This window comes from Pseudomonas sp. GW821-FHT02B10, from assembly GCF_059421865.1.
Map to the genome: position 1 here is coordinate 548,322 of NZ_JBWKVU010000001.1, position 19,552 is coordinate 567,873.

Sequence of the window (19,552 nt, forward strand, 5' to 3'; positions counted from 1 at the left end):
ACTGACGGTTCACGGGAGGTTGCCAGGTCATTGTTGCGAAAAGATTTTTTCGACAGATACAAAAAAGGCCACTCTTTCGAGTGGCCTTTTTTGTTGTTTGGTTGCGGGAGCCGGATTTGAACCGACGACCTTCGGGTTATGAGCCCGACGAGCTACCAGGCTGCTCCATCCCGCGTCTGTGTGGCGGCATTCTACAGACGAATGCTGGAGTGTCAACCGTTAATGGTCCATTGAGTCAAATAAGTGTTGAATGACTCGCAAGGCGGGTTAAGTCCCGGTACTGCAAAGGGTTTTGTTTTGTGCGACAACAAAACGGGCGCGCACAAAAAAGGCCACTCTTTCGAGTAGCCTTTTTTGATGTTTGGTTGCGGGAGCCGGATTTGAACCGACGACCTTCGGGTTATGAGCCCGACGAGCTACCAGACTGCTCCATCCCGCGTCTGTGTGGCGGCATTCTACAGAGGATCGCCGGCCTGTCAACCAATTGGCCGAAAAAAACTGTTTTCGTTCAATTGCTTAGCTTGAAAATGCAGCCCCTCAATCGGCCCTGAGGGCATGCTGCACAAGGTTTTCAGCTCTATTGAGGGGCTTTGACCGATTGAGAAAATAAATTCATCTTCCGATTTTTCTGGTGATAGGCAGGAGAAATCAAACTACTGGTGCTATATACAGTTCTCGGTGAGATACTGTCGCCCTGTCTTGTGATCGACCTCTTGCTTCCATGAACTCTGCCTTTATATGACGCAGCGCAAAATCATCCACATCGACTGCGATTGCTTCTACGCCGCCATCGAAATGCGCGACGACCCGCAGTTGGCCGGCAGGCCGATGGCGGTGGGCGGCTCGGCGGAGCGACGTGGGGTGATCGCCACCTGCAACTATGAGGCCCGCGCTTTTGGCGTGCGTTCGGCCATGTCCTCTCGGCATGCGCTGACGCTGTGCCCAGACCTGCTGATCGTCAAGCCGCGCATGGAAGCCTACCGGGAAGCGTCGAAAGAGATTCATACGATCTTTCGCGACTACACCGACCTGATCGAGCCTTTATCCCTGGATGAGGCCTACCTGGATGTTTCCGACAGCCCCAACTTCGCCGGCAGCGCCACGCGAATCGCCCAGGACATTCGTCGCCGCGTCTCCAACCAGCTGCATATCACGGTGTCGGCCGGGGTGGCACCGAACAAGTTCCTGGCCAAGATCGCCAGCGACTGGAAAAAGCCCAACGGCCTGTTCGTGATCACCCCGGACCAGGTCGAGGACTTCGTTTCGGCCTTGCCGGTCAACAAGCTGCATGGCGTGGGCAAGGTCACGGCCGACAAGCTGGGACGCCTGGGCATCGTCAGCTGCGAGGCATTGCGCGAATGGGGCAAGCTGGCGCTGGTGCGCGAGTTCGGCAGTTTTGGCGAGCGGTTGTGGAACCTCGCCCGGGGTATCGATGAACGGCCGGTGCAGAACGACAGTCGCCGGCAGTCCATCAGTGTGGAAAACACCTACGACGTCGATCTGCCCGATCTGCAGAGCTGCCTGGATAAACTCCCGGAGCTGATGCAGACCCTGGCCGGCCGGATCGAACGAATCGACAGCAGCTATCGTCCGGGCAAGCCCTTCGTCAAAGTGAAGTTTCACGATTTCACCCAGACCACGCTCGAACAGGCGGGGGCAGGGCGGGACCTGGAGAGTTACCGGCAGCTTTTGACCCAGGCGTTCAAGCGCGGGGACAGGCCGGTGCGGCTATTGGGGATCGGTGTACGTTTGCAGGATCTGCGTGGCGGGCATGAGCAGTTGGAGTTGTTCAGCCGTTCCTGAAACAGCATCGCGAGCCAGCCCACCCCCGCAGTGCGGAAACAGGCTGGCTCGCGATGGTTATCTGATCAGTGGGCGCCGGGATCGGCGACCAGGCGGCCGGCGTTCTTGGTCAGCGACTTGAGAAATTCGCTTTGCAGTTCCGGATCGTTGCGGGTCAGCTCGATCAGGCTCTGTTCCAGTTCGCTGGCTTCTTCTTCCAGACCCAATTCGGAGAGACGCTTGACCCGGTGCACCCACTGGCTCACTTCGTCATCTTCGAGGTCGTCGTAGATCAGGTTGTGCGCTTCCAGCAGCTTGCCGCGCAGGGTGTTGCTGATGGCCAGCGACGAATCGGAATGCACGTCGTCCTGGGCATCCGCGACGCTGATCTGCAGCTTGCCGATGTGGTTCAGGTCCTGTTCGGAAAACGGGCTGTCCAACAGGTTCAGGCGCAGTACGCCGTTGCGGTCGGTGCTCAGCTCGTGGGTTTCCTTGCCGGCCTTGACCTGCACCGGGCGTTCGCTCCAGGGCAGGCTCGAATACTCCACGCGCTTGTCGCGCTGGACTTCATCGATCCCTGCCAGGTTCTGCTGCGCCCGGCCGTGGGACTGCACGTTCATGAACGGGTTGAGCCCGGCCACGCCGTAGCTGATCCAGTCCTTGGTGACGCTGTCCGGCAGGTTGCCCAGGGCAAACACATTGACCACGTTGGCGCCGACACCCGCGACCACGGCCACCGCGCCCAGCGGGATCTCGTAGATCTCCCGCCAGGGTTGATAGGGCGTATAGCGATCGTAGCGACGCGTGACTTCGAACTCGGTGACTTCGAAGGTCTTCTGCTCGTGGATACGTACCCGGCGTTGCGGCAGCTCAAGCACCTTAGGCTCACCGACATCGATCTGCAGGCTGTGATCGAGCAATTTGCGCTCGACACGTTCCTCGTGCTCGCTGCGTTGCGACATCTGGTTGGCACAGCCGCTGAGCAACAGGGCGCCGCACAAGGCGGCGCCACCGAGGCTTAAGGTGTTTCGCTTGAACATGACTTCTCTATCTGGTTTCAGCGACGGATACGGGCTTGGAGGAAGGACAGCACGTCAGCCACCGGCAGCGCTTGCGCCTCGGCTTCGGTACGGCTCTTGTATTCCAGGTTGCCTTCGGCGAGGCCGCGGTCGCTGACCACGATCCGGTGTGGAATGCCGATCAGCTCCATGTCCGCAAACTTGATGCCCGGGCTGGTCTTCTTGTCGCGGTCGTCCAGCAGCACTTCGAAGCCGGCAGCGGTGAGTTGCGCGTACAGCTTGTCGGTGGCTTCGCGAACCTGCTCGGTTTCATAGCGCAGCGGTACCAGGGCGATCTGGAACGGGGCCAGGGTGTCGCTCCAGATGATGCCGTTCTCGTCGTTGTTCTGCTCGATGGCCGCGGCCACCACGCGGGACACGCCAATGCCGTAGCAGCCCATTTCCAGGGTGACCGGCTTGCCGTTCTCGCCCAGCACTTCGCACTTCATCGCCTTGCTGTACTTGTTGCCCAGCTGGAAGATGTGCCCGACTTCGATGCCGCGCTTGATTTCCAGGGTGCCCTTGCCGTCCGGGCTTGGGTCGCCGCTGACGACATTGCGCAGGTCGGCGATGGTCGGGACCGGCATGTCGCGTTCCCAGTTGAAGCCGAAATAGTGCTTGTCGTCGACGTTCGCGCCGATACCGAAGTCGCTCATCAGGGCCACCGAGCGGTCGACGATGATTGGCAGCGGCAGGTTCAGCGGGCCCAGGGAGCCGGCGCCGGCGCCGATGGCGTCACGCAGTTCGGTTTCGGAAGCCATCACCAGAGGGCTGGCGACGCCAGGCTGGTTGGCGGCCTTGATTTCGTTCAGCTCGTGGTCGCCACGGATGATCAGGGCGATCAGCTTGCCGGCTTCCTCGGCGTGCACCACCAGGGTCTTGACGGTCTTTTCGATCGGCAGGTTGTAGCCTTCCACCAGCTGCGCGATGGTTTTCGCGTCAGGGGTGTCGACCAGGCGCAGTTCTTCGCTCGGCGCCGGGCGCGAGGTTTCCCGTGGCACGGCTTCGGCTTTCTCGATGTTCGCCGCGTAGTCGGAGCCGTTGCTGAAAACGATGTCGTCTTCGCCGGACTCGGCCAGTACGTGGAATTCGTGGGAGCCGGCGCCGCCGATGGAACCGTTGTCGGCTTCGACCGGACGGAACTTCAGGCCCAGGCGGGTGAACACGTTGCAGTAGGCCTGGTGCATGCGGTCATAGGTGACCTGCAGCGATGCCTGGTCGGCGTGGAAGGAATAGGCGTCCTTCATGATGAACTCGCGACCGCGCATCAGGCCGAAGCGTGGGCGGATTTCATCGCGGAATTTGGTCTGGATCTGGTACAGGTTGATCGGCAGCTGCTTGTAGCTGCTCAGTTCGTTGCGGGCCAGATCGGTGATCACTTCTTCGTGGGTCGGGCCGGCGCAGAAATCGCGACCGTGGCGATCCTTGAAGCGCAGCAGTTCAGGGCCGTACTCCTCCCAGCGACCGGATTCCTGCCACAGTTCAGCCGGCTGCGTGCTCGGCATCAACACTTCAAGCGAGCCGGCGGCGTTCATTTCTTCACGAACGATGGCTTCGACCTTGCGCATCACCCGCAGGCCCATCGGGAGCCAGGTGTACAGGCCCGAGGCCAGTTTGCGGATCATGCCGGCGCGCAGCATCAGCTGATGGCTGATCACGACCGCATCGGAAGGCGTTTCTTTCTGTGTGGCGAGCAAAAATTGACTGGTGCGCATGGTAGGCCGTTGTCGGTTGCTGAAGACTAGAAATGACGAAGCATTGTACGGGCGAGAACCGTTGGCGTACAGGATTGCGGCCGGGGGAGATCGGGGCGCCGGATGAAGGCCGGCGTGCCCCGGGGTTTCCTAGGGTTCTTCGCTGGCAGCAGCTGCGGGTGGAGTGGCCGGCGGTGTGGCTTCGGGCGCTTGCGGCGGTTCGGCGCGGCGGCTTTCCTGGAACCAGTGCAAGGCGATCAGGACCAGGGTCGGCACGCCGAGCAGGGCGGTGATCAGGAAGAAGTCGTGATAGCCGAACTTCTCCACCATGACCCCCGAATAACCGCCGATCAGGCGCGGCAACAGCAGCATGATCGAGCTGAGCAGGGCGTACTGGGTCGCCGAGAACTTCAGGTTGGTCAGGCTCGACAGATAGGCGACGAAGGCCGAGGTGGCCAGGCCCGAGCTGAAGTTGTCCAGGGAAATGGTCACCACCAGCATCTGCAGGTTGGGGCCCATGTCGGCCAGCATCAGGAACAGCAGGTTGGTCCCGGCCGAGGCGGCGCCGCCGATGAACAGGATCGGGAGGATGCCGAAGCGTACGATCAGCAGGCCGCCCATGCCGGCGCCGACCAGGGTCATGATCAGGCCGAAAATCTTGCTGACGCTGGCGATCTGATCCTTGGTGAAGCCCTGGTCGATGTAGAACACGTTGGCCATCACGCCCATCACCGTGTCCGACATCCGATAGGTGGCGATCAGGCCCAGCAGCAGCAGGGCTTGCCAGCGGTAGCGCAGGATGAAGTCATTGACGGGGGTCAGCACCGGGGCCAGGCCGCGGCGGCCCATGGCCGACAGGCACAGCGAAGTCAGGATGATGTAGAGAATGGCGCGCAGGAACGCCCGGTCTTCCAGCAGCAGGTCCAGCAGGCTGGCGCCTTCGAACAGCACGCTGGCGAAGTCAGTGTTGTACAACTGGGTGAACATCGCCGGCACGGACACCAGCAGCACGATCAGCACGAACACCGACACCAGCTGGTGCACGAAACTGTAGCGCCCGGCCGACAGCTGGGTACGCAGCGGCACCGGCGGTTCGCGCATGAACAGGGTGGTCAGCAGGGCCGGGATCATCAGCACGCCGAACAGCACGTAGGTGCCGGTCCAGGCCGCGTGTTTATAGCTGAAACCGGTGGAGCCGAAACCTTCGGCGAAGAATAGGGCGCCAGCGGTGGCCAGCAGGGCGGCGACGCGGTAGCCGGACATATAGGCGGCGGCCAGGGCGGCCTGGCGGCTGTCTTCGGCGATTTCCAGGCGGTAGGCGTCCACCGCGATGTCCTGGGTGGCAGAGGCGAAGGCGACGATAACGGCAATGGCGATCAGCCAGGACAGGTGCTTTTGCGGATCGCAGAACCCCATGCCGATCAGCCCGAGCAGCACCAGCGATTGCGACAGGACCAGCCAGGAGCGGCGGCGCCCGAGCTTGCCCAGCAGGGGCAGGCGCCATTGGTCGAGCAAGGGCGACCAGACCCATTTGAAGGCGTAGGCCAGACCGATCAGGCTGGCGTAGCCAATGGTTTCGCGAGCAACACCGGCTTCGCGCAACCAGACTGAAAGTGTCGAAAACACCAGCATGTAGGGCAGGCCGGCGGCGAAACCAAGCAGCAACAGCACGAGCGTCGAGGGGCTGGCATAGGCGGCGAGCGCGGCGCGCCAGGTTTTACGGGGCATGGGCTGGAGTCTGCCTCAAGAATTACGGAAACAAAGCGCGCACTCTAACCGCTGTGCTCTACCGGACGCCAGCCATGGCGCCGAATATCCACACGATTGTTCAGGATCGAGACACCTTCCATACGCAGTCGCGCGCGCTGTTCGTCGCCCGAAGCGCTGCCCACGGGCAGGCTGATGCGCCCGCCCGCACCCAGTACGCGGTGCCAGGGCAGGGTGGTGTCGGCGGGCAACTGGCTGAGGGTACGTCCCACCCAGCGCGCCGCGCGACCCAGGCCCGCCATTTCAGCCAGTTGCCCATAGCTGACTACCTTGCCTTCCGGGACTTGGGCCAGGGTCAGGTAGAGCGCCGTGCGTCGGATTTCGGCGGGGCTTTGGTCGGCGTCGAGCGGTTCGATCACGTTCGGGTTTCCTGATGCAGGCCTGTAAACCGTCTGTAGGACAAAGGGTTTATTAACAGTTGAGAATTGAACTCACTATAGATAGTCGAGTCAGTCCCTGCCTGAGGTTTTATTCATGTGGATAATGCCGGTTTTTTTTGCGAACTCGAGCCCTGTATCTGTTTATGTTGTCCAGAACCCTGCTGTGCCTTGCCGTTTTCAGTACCGCCACGCCTTTGCTCGCCGATACCGTCTGGTTGAAGAACGGTGATCGTCTGAGCGGCAAGATCAAAGTGTTCGACGGTGGCAAGTTATTGATCCAGACCGAGTATGCCGGGGCCATCCCGATTGACTGGAAGCAGGTCAAGACGCTGGAGAGCGATCAGGAACTGCTGGTCAAGCAGGATGCCTACACCGGCGAGAAGGCCAAGTCCCTGCACGCGGCGGAAGACGGCAAGGTCACCCTGGCCAATGGCGAGGCGCCGAAGACTGTCGAGCTGGCGAGCATCCAGCAGATCATGAAGCCCAAGCCGGTGGTCGAGGATCTGGTGTGGAAGGGCAATGTCGACATGGCGCTGGATTATCAGCGGGCGGAAAAGGACACCGACGACTACGACATCGACTTCAAGACCTCGGCGCGCCACGGCAAATGGCGGCACACGGCGGAAGGCGAGTACAACCGCGAATTCCAGAACGATGTGGTCACCACCGACAACTGGCGCGGCGAATACGCACTGGATCGCTTCCTTACCGATAAATGGTTCTGGCAAGGGCGGTTGAACTACAAGCGTGACAAGGTCGAGGTCCTGGCTCGTCAGCGCGTGGTGGGTACCGGTCCGGGTTACCAGTTCTGGGATAACGAATTGGGTGCGTTCTCCCTGGGTTCGCTGCTCAACCGCACCGACTACGAGTACAAGGATGGCGGTAAAGACAACTTCTATTCCCTGGCCATGAAGTGGGACTACAACCGTTACCTGATTGGCAAGCGGGTCGAGCTGTTTACCAATGGCGAGGTGGGGCGGCCGCTGTCCAATATTGCCGATTACGCCCTGGATGCCGAGATCGGCCTGCGCTACAAGGTCACGGAATGGGCGTCGCTCAACCTCAAGGCCGAACGGGACATCATCAGTGGCACCAAGGACAGCGATCTCAACAAGACCCGTTACACCGCGGGGTTTGGCGTCGCCTGGTAAGCTTGCAGGCCTTGAAATGAAGAAGTCCCGCGGTTTGCACCCGCGGGACTTTTTGTTTGGCTGCGGGAAGAGGGCTGTCTCAATAGCGCTGCGTTATGTCAGCCTCAACTGCATGCATCTTGACGGGTGCCCGTCTGGTACTGGCATTCGCTCTGCAGGCTGCCGTCCTCGTTCCAGAGGCGCATCCAGCCATGCTCTTTGTCATTCAGGTAATCGGTAGATGATTCCATCTGACCGCTTTCATACCAGGTGACGGCGGGGCCTTCGAGTTTCGCGTCCTTGTAGACCTTGTGCTCCTTGAGCTGGCCGTTGTCGTACCAGGCCTTGAAGTCGCCCTGCTCGCGGTGCTGTTCATCCCATTGCCACTGAAGCGTCTGCACACCCTGTTCGTTCCAGAGGGCATAACTGCGCTGGGTGCCGTGTTCGTCGTTGAACTGCTTCTGTTTTACCTTGCCGTTGGGGTGGTACTGGATTTGCCAGCCCACGGGCTGGTTGTCCACGTAATCGACGGTGCTTTCCAGTGTGCCGTCAGGGTAATAGGACGGGCTGGGGCCGACTTTCTTGCCGGCAACGAACTGCCCGCTGTCTTTGATCTTGCCATCCGGGTAATAGCTGGTGATCGGGCCGTCCGGCAGATTCGCCCGGTAGGTGATGCGCCCGACCCGCTTGCCGTTCTCGTCGTACTCCAGGTATTCGCCGTCGACGCGTTTGCCCTGGCGCCAGTTGTAGGACTCGGCGACTTTGCCATTGTCGTGGTAGGTGCTCTGCCAGCCCTCGAGGAGACCGTCCTGATAGTTCGAGCGCTTAACCACGACACCGCTCTCGGAGTAGGTCAGCGCCTCTCCCTGGCGTTTGCCATTGAGGTCATAGCCAGCGCTGTGGCGGACCTGGCCGTCCGGATAGTAGGTTTTCGAGGCGTGAACAGCTTTGCCCGAAACGAAATCTTCGGCGCTGACGAAATAGTCCCGGCGCAGGGTGCCTGATTCGACGTAGAAGATTTTCGCGTTCCAGGCTTTTTGCTGCTTGTCGTAGCTCATCGGCATCGTCAGGAAGTACGAGGCCTGGCCTTGGCCCGTCGGCGCATAGCGCTCGTCGAGGTAGAGCTTGCCGTCGACCAGGGATGCGGTCAGCTCGCCGCATTCCTGGGCGGTGCAGGGCCGGACCTTTTCGAAAAAGGCTCGTTTTCCGTCGCAGTCCGAGAGGGTCAGCAGGAGTGGGGTCTGGTCATCGATCAGTTGCTGGATTTCCTCCAGGGCCTGGCCGAACGACTCCGTGGGGATGCCTGAGGATTCGGGGGTGAGGTAAACCTCGTTGCTGCCGCAGCGATGGGCGCTGGAAAGCTCCAGCAGTACCGCGCGTCGCAACTCGGGTTGTTGTTGCGAGTCCTTGGCAATGTAGCTGGCGCCGCTGTCCATGCCGAGGATGATCGTTGGATGGTCGGGGCGAGGTGTGGCGTTGAGTGCGAGAGGGAGGGCGAGTGTGAGCACCGCTGCGCTCAACAACTTCCGGTGTCTGAACGGCATCCTGCAGTTTCCATATGATTGTCCGAGGGGGCGGATCATATAGCCTGGGTGCCATTAAGCAAAAACATCCGGGCACAAAAAAGCCCCGCTTTGAGGGCGGGGCTTTTTACTGTTTCAGTACAAGTTAGATAACTTGAACTTCTTCAGCTTGCATGCCTTTCTGACCGCGGGTAGCGATGAAAGAAACCTGTTGGCCTTCTTTCAGGCTTTTGAAGCCGTCGGATTGGATAGCTTTGAAGTGTACGAACAGGTCGTCACCGGATTGTGGAGTGATGAAGCCGAAGCCTTTTTCATCGTTGAACCACTTAACGGTACCGGTTTGGCGATTAGACATGGTGTATCTCCTTGGACAAAGTTAACTGCGACTCAGGAAAAGCCCTGGCCGAGACTGAGTGCAAAGAGCAGGAAAAATTCTTGGAGATGGTTGGATCGAAATTCAACATCGTGTAGAGATTCTCAGTGACACAAGCAGCACAGTGGCGCCACCTTAACCCTTTTTCCGGAACCTGCCAATGTTCTTTGCGAAGGATTCGCGCTTTTAGTGACTGGCGGTGCGGTATATACCTTCCAGCCCGCAAGTATTGCGGCTTTCAGCGAGAAAAGCAGCCCAGACTTTGAACCCGCAGGCGCACCCCGGTAAGATGCCGGACAGAATTTTTCCACCTCGCTATTTCAGGACACCCGCCATGAGCATCAAATCGGACAAGTGGATTCGCCGCATGGCGCAAGAGCACGGCATGATCGAGCCTTTCGTGGAGCGCCAGATGCGCGGCGAAGGCGCGGAGCGGCTGATTTCCTTCGGTGTGTCGAGCTACGGCTACGATGTGCGTTGCGCCGATGAGTTCAAGGTGTTCACCAATATCAATTCGGCCACCGTCGATCCGAAAAACTTCGACGCCGGCAGCTTCGTCGATATCAAGAGCGACGTGTGCATCATTCCGCCGAACTCCTTCGCCCTGGCCCGCACCGTCGAGTACTTCCGTATTCCGCGCAACGTGCTGACCATCTGCCTCGGTAAAAGCACCTACGCCCGTTGCGGCATCATCGTCAACGTCACCCCCCTCGAGCCTGAGTGGGAAGGTCACGTGACCCTGGAATTCTCCAACACCACCACCTTGCCGGCGAAGATCTACGCCAACGAAGGCGTGGCGCAGATGCTGTTCCTGGAGTCCGACGAAGAGTGCGAAGTGTCCTACAAGGACCGTGGCGGCAAATACCAGGGCCAGCGTGGCGTGACCCTGCCGCGTACCTGAGTCGTTCATCTGACAAATAGCGGGAATTCCTCTGCGGGCAGATACTCTAACCAGAGGACTGCCCCGGTTTGCGCACAGCGGACCGTGCTTAGCTCAGGAGTGCCTCATGAAGATCGATCCGCTTATAAGCGCCACACTTGCCAGACTTGAGCCCAATCAGGTCGGCGTCCTGGCCTGGTCATTGCTGGCGCACCCCAGCGCGGCAGGCGGCATTCCCGGTCAACCCGACCCGGACACCCCGCAACCCGCCGAGCCGACCGAACCTGGCGAACCGACCTTGCCGGACGAACCGCCTCCCGCTCCTGTGGCCTGATTGACGCCAACCCATAAAAAAGGCCAGCCCGCCGGACTCCACCGGCGGGCTGGCCTTTGTCCATAGAGGCGCCTGGCTTACTTCAGGTTACCGCTGAGGAACTGCTGCAAGCGCTCGCTCTTCGGATTGCCCAGCACCTCTTCCGGCGCGCCTTCCTCTTCCACCAGGCCCTTGTGCAGGAACAACACCTGGCTCGACACCTTGCGGGCGAAACTCATTTCATGGGTGACCATGATCATGGTCCGGCCTTCCTCGGCCAGGCCCTGGATCACCTTGAGCACTTCGCCCACCAGTTCCGGGTCGAGGGCCGAGGTGGGTTCGTCGAACAGCATCACTTCCGGCTCCATCGCCAGAGCCCGGGCAATTGCCACCCGCTGTTGCTGGCCACCGGAGAGAAAGGCCGGGTACTGGCCGGCCACACGGGGGAGCAGGCCGACCTTGTCCAGGTAGCGCCGGGCGCGCTCCTCGGCGTCCTTCTTGCTAACGCCCAGCACCCGGCGCGGCGCCATGGTGATGTTCTCCAGCACCGTCATGTGGCTCCACAGGTTGAAATGCTGGAACACCATGGCCAGACGGGTGCGAATCCGTTGCAGCTCGTCGGCGTCGGCCACGTGCATGCCATGGCGGTCCTTGACCATGCGGATCGGCTGGCCGTCCAGGCTCATGGCGCCGTCGTCCGGGATTTCCAGGAAGTTGATACAGCGCAGAAAGGTACTTTTGCCCGAGCCGCTGGCGCCGATCAGGCTGATGACGTCGCCGGTCTTCGCCTTGAGCGAAACACCTTTGAGCACTTCATTGTCGCCGTAGCATTTATGCAGGCCTTCAATGGTCAGTTTGTACATGGGGCATGCATCCTCAAGGCGAAAGTAGGTAGCCGCTGCGATAGGCTTCGCGGCCGGCGACATGGGCGATCACCATGCCGGCGGTGGCCATGCGGCGCAGCGAGCGGGCGTAGAGCAGGCCGGCGCAGCTGCAATGAATGGGGGTGACGCGATCGTTGATCGGGTCGATGACTTCGGCCACCTGTTGCCCGGCTTCCAGATACTCCCCGGGCAGGGCGGTGAACACCAGCAGGCCACCCACGGGCGTGGCCACAGGTTCGACGCCGGCCAACGGCGTGGCCGGGTAGGGCAACTCGGGCATGGGCGGAGCCTCGCCGGCGATAGCGCCGAAATGGCTCAGATAATCCAGTATGGCCTGGCAATCCAGGCTGGCCAGGCCATGGTTGACGTCGCCCTGGCCGCGCAGCTCGACGGTGACCGAGAAGCTGCCGTGGGGAATGGCGAAGCGCTCGCCGAAACGCTGCTGCAATTGCCACCAGAGCAGGGTGAAGCACTCGTCGAACGACTGGCCGCCGGAATCGGTGGCCAGCAGGCAAGCTTGCGAGCCGATATAGCAGGCCAGCGGTTCGACCTGCGGCCAGGCCTCGGGTGTGGTGTACAGATGGGCCACGGCTTCGAAATCGCAGTGCAGGTCCAGCACCATGTCCGCGTCGCAGGCCAGGCGCTGCAGGGCCAGGCGCTGGGACTGCAACTGGGTGCCGGCGGTCTGCCGCGCCAGGGCGTTGCGCAGGCTGGCGCGGATGATTTCACGGTTATGCCGCGGATCGTCGCCCAGTTGGCCTTCGATGTCGTTGCCTACCTCCTCGCCAAGGTCGAGGAACCAGCGATTGAAGTTCTGCCCGCTTTCCAGCTCGTAGCGGCCCAGCGGCACGTCCATCAGCACCTGTTCCAGGCCGGCCGGGTTGGCCACCGGGACCAGGACGATTTCGCTGCGCAGGCGGCCCTGGGCCTCCAGTTCCGCCAGGCGTGCCTTGAGGTGCCAGGCCACGAGCATGCCCGGCAGTTCATCGGCGTGCAGCGACGACTGGATGTAGACCTTGCCTTCGGCCCGCTCGGGGCCGAAGTGAAAGCTGTGGATCTGGCGCGAGGTCCCCGGCAGCGGGGCGAGCAGATCATGAGTCTGTTGGCGCATGGATGATGATTTGCCTTGTTCTAGTGAGTCGGCCCGAGGAAGGCCAGCCAGCGGCGTTCGGCGAGGCGGAACAGGCCGACCAGGGCGAAGGTCACGGTGAGGTAGATCAGCGCGGCGATGCCGAAGGACTCGAAGGTCATGAAGGTGGCCGAGTTGGCGTCGCGGGCGACTTTCAGCACATCCGGGATGGTCGCGGTGAAGGCCACGGTGGTCGAGTGCAGCATCAGGATCACTTCGTTGCTGTAGTAGGGCAGCGAGCGGCGCAGGGCCGACGGCATGATCACGTAGGCATACAGCTTCCAGCCGCTGAGGCCGTAGGCCTTGGCCGCCTCGACCTCGCCGTGGGCCATGCTGCGGATCGCCCCGGCGAAAATCTCCGTGGTGTAGGCGCAGGTGTTCAGGGCGAAGGCGAGGATGGTGCAGTTCATCGCGTCGCGAAAGAACGCGTCGAGCACGGGCTGGGCGCGGATCGCGGCGATGCTGTAGATCCCGGTGTAGCAGATCAGCAGCTGGATATAGAGCGGCGTGCCGCGAAACAGGTAGGTGTAGAACTGCACCGGCCAGCGTAGGTAGAGCTTGGGCGAGACCCGGGCGATGGACAGCGGGATCGACACCAGGAAACCGATGAAGATCGAGGCGCTGAGCAGCCACATGGTCATGGCCAGGCCGGTGACGTTGTAGCCGTCGCTGTAGAGGAAAGGTCTCCAGTATTCCTGCAGGAGCTCGATCATCGCACCGCCTCCCGCGAGCCCGCGGCATAACGGCGTTCGAGCCAGCGCAGGACAATATTGGAAGCGCTGGTGATGACCAGGTAGATCAACGCCGCCAGCACCAGGAAGTAGAACAGCTGATAGGTACTCTTGCCGGCATCCTGGGCCGCTTTGACCAGGTCGGCCAGGCCGATGATCGACACCAGCGCGGTGGCCTTGAGCATCACCATCCAGTTATTGCCAATACCCGGCAGGGCAAAACGCATCATCTGCGGAAACACCACGAATCGAAAACGCTGGCCGCGCTTGAGGCCGTAGGCGGTGGCGGCTTCTATCTGCCCGCGCGGCACGGCGAGGATGGCGCCACGGAAGGTTTCGGTGAAGTACGCCCCATAAATGAAGCCCAGGGTGATGACCCCGGCGCTGAATGGGTCGATCTCGATGTATTCCCATTCCATGAAGTTGGTGAAGGTGGTCAGCCAGGTTTGCAGGCTGTAGAAAATCAGCAGCATCAGTACCAGGTCCGGTACGCCGCGGATCAGCGTGGTGTAGACCTGGGCGGGCAGGCGCAGCAGGCCCAGCCGCGAGAGTTTGGCGCTGGCGCCGAGCAGGCCGAGCAGGACACTGAGTAACAGCGACAATACCGAGAGTTTGATGGTCATCCAGGTGCCTTCCAGCAACAACGGACCGAACCCCTTGAGGCTGAAGGCGGAAAGCCCAAGGGTTTGCAGAAGTTCTTCGAACATAAATCAGAGACCTGTGGCGATAAAAAAGGCGCCCATCGAGGATGGGCGCCAGGACCTTATTTACCGCTGTAGAGATTCAGATCGCCAAAGTGCTTTTTCTGAATGGTGGCGTAGGTGCCATCGTCGTGTAACGCTTTGATACCTTTATCCAGAAGCGCCTTGAGCTCTTTGTTACCTTTGGAGATACCGATAGCTGTCTTGGCCGGCAGCAGCGGGCTGTCCACTGGCTTGCTCACCTCGTAGTCGGCGCCTTGTGGCGACTTCAGGAAGCCCAGCTCGGCTTGCAGCATGTCCTGGATCGACGCATCGAGGCGCCCGGAAATCAGGTCGGCATACACCTGGTCCTGGTTCTGGTAGGCCTGGGTTTTCACCCCAGCCTTGTCCAGCACGGCCTTGGCGTAGGCTTCCTGGATGGTGCCCTGCTCGTAGCCGACAGTCTTGCCCTTGAGCGAGGCGGTGTCTTCGGTCAGGCCGGAACCTTTCTTGAACACGAAGGAAGTCGGGCCGGAGAACAGTTCGTTGGAGAAGTCGATGACTTTCTCGCGGGCCGGGGTGACGGTCATGGATGAGATCACGCCGTCGAATTTATTGGCTTTGAGGCCCGGGATCATGCCGTCGAAGTCGCTTTCGACCCATTTGCACTTGACCTTCAGTTCGGCACAGATGGCATTGCCCAGATCAATGTCGAAGCCGACCAGGCTGCCGTCGGCGGCCTTGGATTCAAAAGGTGCGTAGGACGGGTCAACGCCGAAGCGCAGTTCCTTGTATTCCTTGGCCAGCGCGGAACCGGCGGCCATGCAGAGAGCCAGTGCAGAAAGGGTCAGCAATGCTTTTTTCATTATTCAATCCCTAAAAACCAATATGAGCGCTTGTGGCGCATTAGTACTGTTACTGCAAAGCGTCAGACTTAATGAAAGTAGCAATTTCCGAACCAGAGTCCCGAACAAGTGTTTTAAAAGGTGGTGCGAGAGCCTGCCGTGGGTCGGCCGCGCCCCAAAAAAGAGCGTGTGGGAAGCCTTGCATCAATAGGGCGCGTGGGAGATTTCGCGCAGGAAAGGGCGCGGTTGCCGAGAGCGTGGCAGGGCCGGATCGGTGAGGGGATTGAAGTGTTACAGGGCGCAAGCCCGCCCCTTGTGCAGAGGGGCGGGCTGGCCAGTGTTACTTGCCTGGCGCCAGGGTCAGGCGGGTCTTGCCGTAGAGGCGGTCGAAGTTTTGCGGTTGCAGCGGCAGGCTCAGGTACTGGCCCTTGAGCCAGGCGTCGATGCCGTTCAGGTAGTTCGGGCTGGCCGGGTTGCCGGACTGGCCGCTGCTGTTCATCACGCTCAGCGGTTCGCTCTGGCTGAAGTCGACGATCAGCCGTAGCGCCGGAGCCTGGGTCACATTGAAGTCCTGGCCCCAGCGGTACGGCGAACTGTTCAGGGTACTGTGATCGCCACCGGCCTGCAGCGGCCCGCGAATCACCTGGCCACTGGCGTTCTTCCAGTTGTAGCTGTGCAGCTTGCCCCACTGCCAGGCCCGGCGATCGCCACCCAACTGGCTTTCACCGACGCTGATGGCGGCGGCCAGGCTGCGGGCGAGGATCGCCGGCTTGTCTTCTTTCTGCGGGGTGCGGCTGTCATCCCAGAACGGGCTGTCTTCCTGGCCCAGCAGGTGGTCGGCCTGGGCCGAGTAGGACAGCGCGCCGTTGGCCACCAGGGCTTTCCAGGCCGGGCTGGACTCCGGGCCCAGTTTGTCGAGGAAGATCTGCCGGGCGCTTTCCTGCAGGAACAGCTCATAGATCGCCGCATCGGCCGATACCGGGCTGAGTTTGCCGTCGAACGCCATCAGGCGGCTGTAGGCCTCGCGGGCCTTGCTGCGGTCTGCTTCGGGCAGGGCGTCGATGGCTTTCTTCAGGGGCTGCGCCATGCCGGGGGCTTCGAACATCTTCTTCAGCTTGGCGGCGAAGGGAGTGGTCTGGTCGTACTGCATGGCGATCATGCTGCGCCCGTCGTGCTTGCCGCTGCCGGCCAGCTCGGCCAGGCGCTCACCACGCTCGGGGTAGTACCAGGAGTTGGACAGCTGCATGCCATAACCGTGGGGGATGATCCGCTGGTTGGCGGTGCCCAGCCAGCCTTGTGCCGGGTCCTGGTCATAGGGGTGGAGCATCGGGTCGGCATAACCGTCCCAGTCGTAACGGCCTTCCCAGCCCGGCGATGGCAGCAGGCCTTCGCCTTCACGGCGGTTGGGGAAGCGGCCGGTGACCTGCCAGCCGATATGGCTGGCATCGGCGAACAGCATATTCAGGCCGATGGCGCGGATCTCGCGGCTGGCGTCGGAGGCCCGTTCCACGTTTTGCGCCCGTGTCAGGTCGAAGAACGCATCCAGGCTCTTGTCGTCCGCAAGGTCCGGCTGTTGCAGGGCCAGGCCGTAGCCGGCGTTGAGGTTGCTCGAGCTGTTGAGCAGGGCGCCGTGACGGGTTTCATAGACCGCCTCGCGAATCGGCCGCTGGCCTTTGACGAAGTAGGTTTCGTTGCGCACCACGGCCGGCAGCCATTTGCCGTTGGCTTCGTAATACAGGGCATTGCCCTGGCGCTTGAGTTTCTCCAGGAACAGGTCCTGGTTGTCGCCGGCGACCGAGGTCATGCTCCAGGCCACCTGGCCGTTGAAGCCCTGGACGATCATCGGCAGGCCGGCGATCGAAGCGCCCGCGGCCTGGTACTTGGGCGCGCGGATCTGCACCAGGTTCCACGCCGGCGAGTGGCTGTCGGCGGCCAGCAGGCTTCTGCCGCTGCGGCTGCGCTGTGGCGCGATGGCCCAGTTGCTGGCGCCGGCCACGCTCAGCGGGTTGAGTTCGCCGAGCTTGCCGGCGGCGCTGCTGATTTCGCTCAGGCCCGGGACATTCAGGTTGAGACCCTTGAGCTTGTCGCTCTCGGCCAGCGGCAGCGCTTCGTCCGGGTAGCTTGGGGTCAGCCAGGCGAGCTTGTCGGCGCCGACTTTCTGCGCCAGCACCAGGGCGTTGATTTCTTCCGGCAGGTTGGCCGACTGGCTGAAGTTCAACAGGCAGAAAATCAGCGCTGAATCTTCCGGCTTCCAGTATTCGGGCTTGTAGCCGGTGGCGGCCAAGTCCGGCGGCAGCTTGTCGCGATAGCGGAACAGGTAGGCGTTGACCCCGCGGGCGTAAACCTCGAAGAAGCGCTTGATCCGTGGGGACGAGGCTTTGTACAGCTCGCCGGCACTGTTCTTCAGGTTGACCGCGCGCATGTAGCGGTCGACGTCCAGTGCATCTGCGCCGGACATCTCGGCCAGCCGGCCCTGGGCCAGCAGGCGCAGGGTCACCATCTGGTTGATCCGGTCGCTGGCGTGCACGTAACCCAGGGCGAACAACGCATCGTGAAAGGTGTTGCTTTCGATCAGCGGCATGCCCATGGCGTTGCGCCGCACCGAAACGTTCTGGGCCAGGCCCTTGAGCGGTTGCACGCCGGAGGTCGGCGGCAGGCTGTCCTGGGTGTTCCATGACTGGCAACCGGCCAGGCTGAGAACGCCGGCCACTGCCGCGGCAACGCCGAACCGGGGAAGAAAATGTGAGAAGGCTGGCGAGGCCATGGCAAAGCTCCTGCGGGGGGTAGCGTCGATAAAGGCGCTACGTTAGTGAGCAGGCGAGTGCCGCGCAAGCGGGGGCCGAGAGTATTTCTGCGTTGCCGGATAAATAGCCCGCGCCGGCCGCCCGGTGGCTGCCCGAAGCGGAGCAGCCACCGGGGTTTTCCGGCCGGCGATGGGCTGTCGGGCCTCAGGATTTGGGTGGGTTGATCCGGGCGGCGATGGCGTAGGCGCGCGCGGTCGCCGGGCGATCGAGGATGCGGTTGAACCAGCGGTGCAGGTTGGGGAAGTCTTCCAGGTTCTGGCTTTGCCACTTGTGGGAAACGACCCATGGATAGATCGCCATGTCGGCAATGCTGTATTCGCTGCCAGCGACGAAATCCCGGTCGGCCAGGCGCCGGTCCAGCACCCCGTACAAGCGCGCGGTTTCATCGACGTAGCGTTTGATCGCGTAGGGGATCTTCTCCGGGGCGAACTGGCTGAAATGGTGGTTCTGCCCGGCCATCGGCCCGAGGCCGCCCATCTGCCAGAACAGCCACTGCAGGGCTTCCTGGCGGCCACGCAGGTCCTTGGGCAGGAACTGCCCGGTCTTTTCCGCCAGGTACAGCAGAATCGCCCCGGACTCGAACAGCGACAGCGGCGCGCCGCCGTCGGCCGGCTGATGGTCGACGATGGCGGGGATCCGGTTGTTCGGCGCGATCTTCAGGAACTCGGGCTTGAACTGCTCGCCCTGGCCAATGTTGACCGGGTGCACGCTGTAGGGCAGGCCGGTTTCCTCGAGGAACAGAGAAATCTTGTGGCCGTTGGGGGTGGTCCAGTAATACAGATCGATCATGGAGCTCTCCAGGTAAACGAAGGACATTCTGCTACGGACAGCAAACAGCGGTATTCGGTGGTCCGGTCTACGTTCGACGGCTTGCCTGTCGGGAGAGGTGATGTTGAAGTGCGTGGAATTCAATGACCCAGTGTGAGAAAAGTCAGCATGGAGCTTCAGACCAATGCGGCGCTGATCCTGATCGATCAGCAACAGGGCATCCTGCATCCCCGGCTCGGGCGGCGTAACAACCCCGAGGCCGAGGAACGCATCGCCGAGTTGCTGGCTTACTGGCGCCAGACGGCGCGGCCGTTGATCCATGTGCAGCACCTGTCCCGCAGCGAGCAGTCGGTGTTCTGGCCGGGGCAGTCGGGAGTGGAGTTTCAGCAGCGGTTCATGCCGCTGGGCGCTGAAGTGGTGATCCAGAAGCAAGTGCCGGATGCCTTCTGCGCCACGACCCTGGAGGCCGATTTACGCAAGGCCGCGATCGGCCAGCTGGTGATCGTCGGCGTGGCGACCCACAACTCGGTGGAGTCGACGGCGCGGACCGCCGGCAACCTGGGGTTCGATACCTGGGTGGTGGAAGACGCCTGCTACACCTTCGACAAGGCCGACTTTTTCGGCCAGGCCCACAGCGCCGAGGAGGTGCATGCCATGTCGCTGGGCAATCTGCATGGCGAGTACGCGACGGTGACCACGACCCAGCAGATCCTTCATTCGCCCTTGTAGGAGCGAGCTTGCTCGCGATCGGAACGTCTTGGCACCGCAAGGTCCGAGGCGCCTGCATCGCGAGCAAGCTTCGCTCCTACAG

At 61.6% G+C, this 19,552-nt stretch carries 18 protein-coding genes and 2 tRNA genes; 5 read left to right on the forward strand and 15 right to left on the reverse strand.

The features are described 5' to 3' along the window. Positions 1–98 precede the first annotated feature (98 nt). Together AC07VU_RS02510 and AC07VU_RS02515 are read right to left on the reverse strand one after the other, a co-directional pair. Positions 99–175 (reverse strand) — tRNA-Met (locus AC07VU_RS02510). A gap of 187 nt (positions 176–362) precedes the next feature. Then, positions 363–439 (reverse strand) — tRNA-Met (locus tag AC07VU_RS02515). A gap of 299 nt (positions 440–738) precedes the next feature. On the opposite strand from AC07VU_RS02515, the gene dinB reads away from it, so the two are divergent. Then, positions 739–1,803 carry a DNA polymerase IV gene (dinB, locus tag AC07VU_RS02520; RefSeq protein WP_085529986.1) on the forward strand — a complete coding sequence of 355 codons (1,065 nt, stop codon included), beginning with the start codon at positions 739–741 and terminating at the stop codon, positions 1,801–1,803. A 65-nt stretch (positions 1,804–1,868) separates the two neighbouring features. On the opposite strand, the gene AC07VU_RS02525 is transcribed toward dinB, so the two are convergent. The 4 genes from AC07VU_RS02525 to AC07VU_RS02540 all read right to left on the reverse strand — a co-directional run bounded on the left by AC07VU_RS02525 (position 1,869) and on the right by AC07VU_RS02540 (position 6,660). After that, positions 1,869–2,822: a hypothetical protein gene (locus AC07VU_RS02525; protein ID WP_085529987.1), complete on the reverse strand. Its 954-nt coding sequence runs from the start codon at positions 2,820–2,822 to the stop codon at positions 1,869–1,871. 17 nt (positions 2,823–2,839) lie between these two features. Then, positions 2,840–4,555, reverse strand: coding sequence for a proline--tRNA ligase (locus AC07VU_RS02530; protein ID WP_274305736.1), 1,716 nt, complete (start codon positions 4,553–4,555; stop codon positions 2,840–2,842). Between the two features lie 129 nt (positions 4,556–4,684). Next, on the reverse strand, positions 4,685–6,262 hold the full coding sequence (locus AC07VU_RS02535) for an AmpG family muropeptide MFS transporter (RefSeq protein ID WP_062823492.1): 1,578 nt from the start codon (positions 6,260–6,262) through the stop codon (positions 4,685–4,687). Between the two features lie 44 nt (positions 6,263–6,306). Then, complete coding sequence (locus tag AC07VU_RS02540) at positions 6,307–6,660, reverse strand: MGMT family protein (protein ID WP_009042455.1); 354 nt, start codon at positions 6,658–6,660, stop codon at positions 6,307–6,309. A 164-nt stretch (positions 6,661–6,824) separates the two neighbouring features. On the opposite strand from AC07VU_RS02540, the gene AC07VU_RS02545 reads away from it, so the two are divergent. Further along, complete coding sequence (locus AC07VU_RS02545) at positions 6,825–7,832, forward strand: DUF481 domain-containing protein (protein ID WP_009042456.1); 1,008 nt, start codon at positions 6,825–6,827, stop codon at positions 7,830–7,832. A 104-nt stretch (positions 7,833–7,936) separates the two neighbouring features. On the opposite strand, the gene AC07VU_RS02550 is transcribed toward AC07VU_RS02545, so the two are convergent. Both AC07VU_RS02550 and AC07VU_RS02555 read right to left on the reverse strand, forming a co-directional pair. Continuing rightward, positions 7,937–9,319, reverse strand: coding sequence for a toxin-antitoxin system YwqK family antitoxin (locus AC07VU_RS02550; RefSeq protein WP_495029482.1), 1,383 nt, complete (start codon positions 9,317–9,319; stop codon positions 7,937–7,939). 160 nt (positions 9,320–9,479) lie between these two features. Next, positions 9,480–9,689: a cold-shock protein gene (locus AC07VU_RS02555; protein ID WP_002554837.1), complete on the reverse strand. Its 210-nt coding sequence runs from the start codon at positions 9,687–9,689 to the stop codon at positions 9,480–9,482. A 352-nt stretch (positions 9,690–10,041) separates the two neighbouring features. Between AC07VU_RS02555 and dcd the strand changes: the two genes are divergently transcribed. Further along, complete coding sequence (dcd, locus tag AC07VU_RS02560; protein ID WP_007923906.1) at positions 10,042–10,608, forward strand: dCTP deaminase; 567 nt, start codon at positions 10,042–10,044, stop codon at positions 10,606–10,608. A gap of 106 nt (positions 10,609–10,714) precedes the next feature. Continuing rightward, positions 10,715–10,921, forward strand: coding sequence for a hypothetical protein (locus AC07VU_RS02565; RefSeq protein ID WP_007923905.1), 207 nt, complete (start codon positions 10,715–10,717; stop codon positions 10,919–10,921). Positions 10,922–10,998: 77 nt separating this feature from the next. On the opposite strand, the gene AC07VU_RS02570 is transcribed toward AC07VU_RS02565, so the two are convergent. From AC07VU_RS02570 to AC07VU_RS02600, 7 genes are all read right to left on the reverse strand, one after another. After that, on the reverse strand, positions 10,999–11,763 hold the full coding sequence (locus tag AC07VU_RS02570) for an ABC transporter ATP-binding protein (RefSeq protein ID WP_495029483.1): 765 nt from the start codon (positions 11,761–11,763) through the stop codon (positions 10,999–11,001). Between the two features lie 13 nt (positions 11,764–11,776). Further along, a complete protein-coding gene (locus tag AC07VU_RS02575; RefSeq protein WP_495029484.1) occupies positions 11,777–12,895 on the reverse strand; it encodes a succinylglutamate desuccinylase/aspartoacylase family protein in 1,119 nt (372 codons plus the stop codon). Positions 12,896–12,915: 20 nt separating this feature from the next. After that, complete coding sequence (locus AC07VU_RS02580) at positions 12,916–13,626, reverse strand: ABC transporter permease (RefSeq protein WP_087091473.1); 711 nt, start codon at positions 13,624–13,626, stop codon at positions 12,916–12,918. Continuing rightward, a complete protein-coding gene (locus AC07VU_RS02585) occupies positions 13,623–14,351 on the reverse strand; it encodes an ABC transporter permease (RefSeq protein ID WP_495029485.1) in 729 nt (242 codons plus the stop codon). Before AC07VU_RS02585 ends, AC07VU_RS02580 begins: the two co-directional genes overlap by 4 nt. Positions 14,352–14,407: 56 nt before the next feature. After that, positions 14,408–15,190 carry a transporter substrate-binding domain-containing protein gene (locus AC07VU_RS02590; protein WP_007923900.1) on the reverse strand — a complete coding sequence of 261 codons (783 nt, stop codon included), beginning with the start codon at positions 15,188–15,190 and terminating at the stop codon, positions 14,408–14,410. Between the two features lie 319 nt (positions 15,191–15,509). Next, the gene (locus tag AC07VU_RS02595) at positions 15,510–17,933 is read right to left on the reverse strand and encodes a penicillin acylase family protein (protein ID WP_495029486.1); all 2,424 of its coding nucleotides are present in this window, start codon (positions 17,931–17,933) and stop codon (positions 15,510–15,512) included. Positions 17,934–18,117: 184 nt separating this feature from the next. Next, on the reverse strand, positions 18,118–18,762 hold the full coding sequence (locus AC07VU_RS02600) for a glutathione binding-like protein (RefSeq protein ID WP_007923035.1): 645 nt from the start codon (positions 18,760–18,762) through the stop codon (positions 18,118–18,120). A gap of 147 nt (positions 18,763–18,909) precedes the next feature. Between AC07VU_RS02600 and AC07VU_RS02605 the strand changes: the two genes are divergently transcribed. Next, positions 18,910–19,470 carry a cysteine hydrolase family protein gene (locus AC07VU_RS02605; RefSeq protein ID WP_277588003.1) on the forward strand — a complete coding sequence of 187 codons (561 nt, stop codon included), beginning with the start codon at positions 18,910–18,912 and terminating at the stop codon, positions 19,468–19,470. Positions 19,471–19,552: the final 82 nt, after the last annotated feature.